The organism is Acidocella sp., assembly GCF_028687955.1.
Taxonomy (GTDB): Bacteria; Pseudomonadota; Alphaproteobacteria; order Acetobacterales; family Acetobacteraceae; genus Acidocella.
In genome coordinates this window covers 1-5,559 of the sequence record NZ_JAQTZC010000097.1, presented here as the reverse complement: position 1 = coordinate 5,559, position 5,559 = coordinate 1, and the positions used below count along the sequence as shown (strand labels likewise).

General features: G+C 63.1%; 5 protein-coding genes. 1 reads left to right on the top strand and 4 read right to left on the bottom strand.

What is annotated here, in order from left to right; all coding sequences use genetic code 11:
- Positions 1-118: 118 nt before the first annotated feature.
- The 4 genes from clpB to PHE40_RS10365 all read right to left on the bottom strand — a co-directional run bounded on the left by clpB (position 119) and on the right by PHE40_RS10365 (position 4,752).
- Positions 119-2,698: an ATP-dependent chaperone ClpB gene (gene clpB, locus PHE40_RS10380; protein ID WP_299961484.1), complete on the bottom strand. Its 2,580-nt coding sequence runs from the start codon at positions 2,696-2,698 to the stop codon at positions 119-121.
- A gap of 197 nt (positions 2,699-2,895) precedes the next feature.
- Positions 2,896-3,420, bottom strand: a complete 525-nt coding sequence (locus PHE40_RS10375; RefSeq protein ID WP_299961482.1) for a DUF1993 family protein — start codon at positions 3,418-3,420, stop codon at positions 2,896-2,898.
- 181 nt (positions 3,421-3,601) lie between these two features.
- On the bottom strand, positions 3,602-4,213 hold the full coding sequence (locus PHE40_RS10370) for a COQ9 family protein (RefSeq protein ID WP_299961486.1): 612 nt from the start codon (positions 4,211-4,213) through the stop codon (positions 3,602-3,604).
- On the bottom strand, positions 4,213-4,752 hold the full coding sequence (locus tag PHE40_RS10365) for a peptide deformylase (RefSeq protein WP_299961481.1): 540 nt from the start codon (positions 4,750-4,752) through the stop codon (positions 4,213-4,215). The genes PHE40_RS10370 and PHE40_RS10365 overlap by 1 nt, the downstream gene beginning before the upstream one ends.
- 137 nt (positions 4,753-4,889) lie before the next feature.
- Here PHE40_RS10365 and rpsU point away from each other — a divergent pair, with 137 nt between their 5' ends.
- Entirely contained in the window at positions 4,890-5,093 is a 204-nt protein-coding gene (gene rpsU, locus PHE40_RS10360; protein ID WP_007421557.1) for a 30S ribosomal protein S21, read from the top strand.
- Positions 5,094-5,559 lie beyond the last annotated feature (466 nt).

Sequence of the window (5,559 nt, the reverse complement as noted above, 5' to 3'; positions counted from 1 at the left end):
CCAGGCCGGTTGCGCCCCCGCCGCCAACCCGCGCCGCCCCCAGACGAATCACCGCGCAAACCCAGCGACTCCGCCAGACTCCCCAGAGGGCGCCAACGCCCCCCGGGGAGAATCGCCTCTACGCCGCCTCGGCCAAATGCCCCGCGATCACCAGCCCGGCATCCGAGGCGCTCACCTGCACGCTCTCGCCATCTTTCACCGCTCCCTCCAGAATCAGCCCGGCCAGGGGATTCTGCAGGTTGCGCTGGATCACTCGCTTCAGCGGCCTCGCCCCATACACCGGATCATACCCCGCCTGCGCCAGCCAGTCGCGCGCTCCCTGGTCCAGCGTTATGTGAATGTTGCGGTCCGCCAGCAGCCCTTCCAGGTGCCGCAGCTGGATGGTTACGATCGTCCCCATATCCGCCCGCTGCAAACGCCGGAACAGCACGATCTCATCCAGACGGTTCAAAAACTCCGGCCGGAAATGCTCGCGCACCCGCCCCATCACAGCCGCCTCGGCCATGCGCACATCCTCGCCCTCATGCTGCGCCGCCAAAATATCCGAGCCGAGGTTGGAGGTCAGCACGATGATCGTATTACGAAAATCCACCGTCCGCCCCTGCCCGTCGGTCAGCCGCCCGTCATCGAGCACCTGGAGCAGAATATTGAACACATCCTCATGCGCCTTCTCCACCTCGTCGAAGAGAATCACCTGGTACGGCCGGCGCCGCACCGCCTCGGTCAGCACACCGCCCTCATCATAGCCCACATAGCCCGGCGGTGCGCCGATCAGGCGTGAGACCGCATGCTTCTCCATGAACTCGCTCATATCGAAGCGCACCATCGCCCGCTCATCATCGAAGAGAAACTCCGCCAGCGCCTTGGTCAGCTCGGTCTTGCCCACGCCCGTCGGCCCCAGGAACAAAAAGCTGCCAATCGGCCGCCCCGGGTCCTGCAACCCCGCCCTGGCCCGGCGCACGGCGTTGGAGACCGCAATCAGCGCCGTCTCCTGCCCCACCACGCGCTGGCGCAGGCTGTCCTCCATCTTCAGCAGCTTGGCCCGCTCGCCTTCCAGCATCTTCTCCACCGGCACCCCGGTCCAGCGCGAAACAACTGCGGCAATCGCCTCTTCCGTCACCGCGTCATCCACCAGCCGCTCTTCGCTCTTGGCCGCCAGCTGCTTCTCCAGCGCCGGAATCTCGCCGTACAAAAGCTCCGATGCCCGGGCCAGATTCCCCTTGCGCTGCGCCAGTTCCACCTCATTGCGCGCCTGGTCCAGCTGCTCCTTCAGCCTTTGCGTCGCGTTCAGCTGGTCTTTCTCCGCCTTCCACGCGGTGCTCAGCGTGGCGGATTTCTCCTCCAGCGCCGCCAGCTCGTGTTCTAGCTTTTCCAACCGCTCGCGCGAGGCCGCGTCGTTTTCCTTCCTCAGCGCCACCCGCTCGATCTTCAGCTGCACCAGCCGCCGGTCCAGCTCATCCAGCTCCTCGGGCTTGCTATCCACCTGCATGCGCAGCCGCGAGGCCGCCTCATCCATCAGGTCAATCGCTTTATCGGGCAAAAACCGGTCGGTGATATAGCGGTTGGAGAGCGTGGCCGCCGCCACCAGCGCCGCGTCGGAAATCCGCACCCCATGGTGCAGCTCATATTTCTCCTTGATCCCGCGCAGAATCGAGATGGTATCCTCCACGCTCGGCTCCTCCACGAACACCGGCTGAAACCGCCGCGCCAGCGCCGCATCCTTCTCCACATGCTTGCGATATTCATCGAGCGTGGTCGCCCCCACGCAATGCAGCGCGCCGCGCGCCAGCTCCGGCTTCAGCAGGTTGGAGGCGTCCATCGCGCCATCGCCCTTGCCCGCACCTATCAGCGTGTGCATCTCATCGATGAACAAAATCACCTCGCCCTGCGCGCTCTCAATCTCCTTGAGCACCGCCTTCAGCCGTTCCTCGAACTCGCCGCGATACTTGGCCCCAGCCACCAGCGCGCCCAAATCCAGCGCCAGCACGCGCTTGTTGCGCAGGCTCTCCGGCACATCCCCGTTCACAATCCGCAGCGCCAGCCCTTCCACAATCGCGGTCTTGCCCACGCCCGGCTCGCCGATCAGCACCGGATTATTCTTCGTCCGCCGCGCCAGAACCTGTATCGTGCGGCGGATCTCCTCATCGCGGCCGATCACCGGGTCCAGCTTCTGGTCGCGCGCCAGCTGCGTCACATCGCGCGCATATTTCTTCAGCGCGTCAAACTGCTGCTCAGCCGTGGCGCTATCCACCTTGCGCCCCTTGCGCACCTCGGCCACCACGCGCTCCAACGCTTGCGCGCTCGCCCCCGCGGCCTTCAACGCGCGCCCCGCCGGCGTATCGCTCGCAGCCAGCGCGATCAACAACCGGTCCTGCGCCACGAATTCATCGCCCGCCTTGGTTGCCGCTTGCTGCGCCGCATCGAGCACGCGCACCATATCGGGCGTAATGCCGGGTTGTCCGGCGCCCGCCCCCTGCACCTTGGGAATTTTCGTAACCGCCAGATCCACCGCCTGCTTCGCCGCCTGGGCATCGCCCCCGGCCATACGGATCAACCCGCTCGCCGCGCCTTCCTCATCATCCAAAAACGCCTTCAACAAATGCTCGGGCGTAATCTGCTGGTTATATTCGCGCATCGCAATCGTCTGCGCCGCCTGCACGAACCCGCGCGCACGTTCAGTGAATTTCTCAAAATCCATAATTTTTGCTCCTACGCAAACATTCGTCCCTCAAAAGGCAACCGGATCACTGTCCCTCAATAGGCAACAGCAACTTGCCAAATCCATATTGGCACCGCCATGATCTAGCTCAAGAGGGAGGTCACCGTTACGCACTGAATCACTCTACCACTCCCCGGTCAAAGGCCTCCCGGCGGAGCCCCTGGCAAGCGCCGCCCTCACCCCCGGCGGCAGATCAACGGCCCAACCTGGCTCAAATAATCCTTCTTACCGATGTTCACCCCGTGGTGGCGCAAAATCCCGTACGCCGTCACCACATGGAAATAAAAATTCGGCAGCGCCCAGGCCTGCAGCTGCTGCAGGCCATCCATCGCGATCACCAAATCGCCAGGCAGATCGATGCTCACCTCCCTGGTCTCAGCCCCCGCGAATGCCGCCGCATCCATGCCCTTCAAAAAGGTGATGGTCGCGGCGATTCCCGCCTGCAAATCCTCCATCCCGGCCTCGGTAAAGCCAAACACCGGCACCGCCTGCCCGGTCAGCCGTAACACGCAGCTCCTGGCATGCTCGCAGGCAATCTGCACCTGCTGCTTCAAGGTGAACATATCCGGCGCCAGCCGCGCATTCACCAAATCCAGATTTTTCTCACGCCCATGCGCCGCGCCCTTGCCGAGAATCCCCGACAAGCTCTCCAGCACCGGCACGAAACTGCCCACCGACATGCCATACAGTGAAATCGTCATCCCTCAGGCCCCCGCTTCTCTGTCTTATACCAGCCCGCCAAGAGCTTGACTCTCTGGGTTTGGTGGCGGGCTGGTATAAGCTCTTGATTCTGCGCGCGGCCGCCCCACCAGCCCCGCGCGCATACCAGTCAGCCTTAAGGCTGACTGGTATTATTATAGCCACACGCGGCATCCCGGCGCATCAACCCACGCCAAACCGCCGCCCCCGCAACCTGCCCGCAACGCGCTTGCGCAGCCCGCCGGCCCAGGCCACATCCGCCAGCCGCCGGTCCAGAAACCACAGCACGGCCTCCTCATCCCCCGAGCGGTCATGCACCCAATAGAGCATCGTCGCGGCCAACACCGCCGCCAGCAACCCCCGCTTGGTATACCAGTTAAAATCCGCCGACTTGTCCCCCGCCGCATGCCACACCGCATCCGCCATGCCCGCGTTGATGCGCAGTCCCCGGAGCAAATTCCCCGGCAGGCTGAGCCAGGAGAGCGCGCGCCGCACCGCCTCCTTGTTCCCGGCATTTTGCTCAAACCATATCGCGGCAACCGCCCGCACCCTCGCGGGCGTGCGGTAGGCGGCCAGGTCCGCCTGCGCCGCCGCCGTCTCCATGCGTACAAAGCTCCAGGCAAAAAACGCCTCGATCATCTCCCCCGCCCCTCCGGGAAACAGCAACGCCGCATCCTCCGGCGCCTCCCCCGCATCGGCCAGGGCGCGGCCAAGCGCCGTCATATTCCACCCGTCAAACGCCGCATGCCCCGGCAGCGCCTCCAGCACCCCTGCCATCTCCTCGCCAATCCGCATCACAAAACCTCCCCAGGAAGCGGCACCGGATTCCGGTCCATTTCCTCATTAAAGCCAAAATACCTGAAATCGCGCATCCGCATCGGATACATCACCCCGTCCAGATGGTCCGCCTCATGCTGCACCACCCGCGCCGCGAAGCCCTCCAGCACCATATTTAGCGCCTCGCCCTCAATTCCCAGCCCGCTCAGCCGCACTTTTTTATAACGCGGTACCGCGGCCCGCAGCCCTGGAATGGAGAGACAACCCTCCCACCCCAGCGCCATATCCTCATCCAGCGGCGTCACCACCGGGTTGAACACCGCCGTCAGCGGCAGCGCCCCCCCGCTCCCCGCGCGGGACTCCGGCACATAAAAAATGAACAGCCGCACGCTCGCGAACACCTGGGGCGCCGCCAGCCCCACGCCGCCGGCATCCTTCAGCGTCGCCACCATATCTGCGAGCAACCGGCGCCCCTCCGCCGCCCGCACGTCCTCAACCTCCGCCGCGCGGGCCAGCAACACGGGGTGCCCCATCCGGGCTATTTTCAAAATCGCCATGGCTGCATAAATGGTCTAGCAGAAATGATTTGGCTACCGGCAAATCTATGCTATAGCCGCCGCAATCTTCGCGGACACGGCCATCCCGGCCGCGTTTCGCCGTTTATTTTGGGCGTTTTTTAGGAGTTTTCGGCCAAGTGCAAGTTCTCGTTCGTGACAATAACGTCGACCAGGCGCTGAAGGCGCTCAAAAAGAAGCTTCAGCGCGAAGGCGTGTTCCGCGAGATGAAACTCCGCCGCCATTATGAGAAACCCTCCGAGCGCCGCGCCCGCGAAGCCGCCGAGGCTGTTCGCCGCGCCCGCAAGATGGAGCGCAAGCGCATCGAGCGCGAAGGCTTCTAAATCCCGTTTTTGCGGGAATCATCGCCCTGAAAACAGCCAGAAATCAGCGCCTTAAGCGCTGGTTTCCGGCTTTTCTGTTTCCAGCCCCACCCTCCCATCATGCTTGTGCTGGCCACGATGAATGCCACTCTGTAGCCGTTGCGCCATGAGTTGCGCCATGATGAGATTGGTTCGTTTATGGTTCTGCCGGTGATTTTACCAAAGACCTCGTTGCCCCGAGGTCTTTATTCGCCCCCACAAGATGGCAAATATTAGCACGTAATATTGTTATAGTGAATCACTATATAATACCAGCCCGCCAAGAGCTTGACTCTCTGGGTTTGGTGGCGGGCTGGTATGAGCTCTTGATTTTGCGCGCGGCCGCCCCACCAGCCCCGCGCGCATACCAGTCAGCCTTAAGGCTGACTGGTATAATTGGAAACACTATAAACCAGGCATAAAAAAAGGCCGGAGAATCACGCCTCCG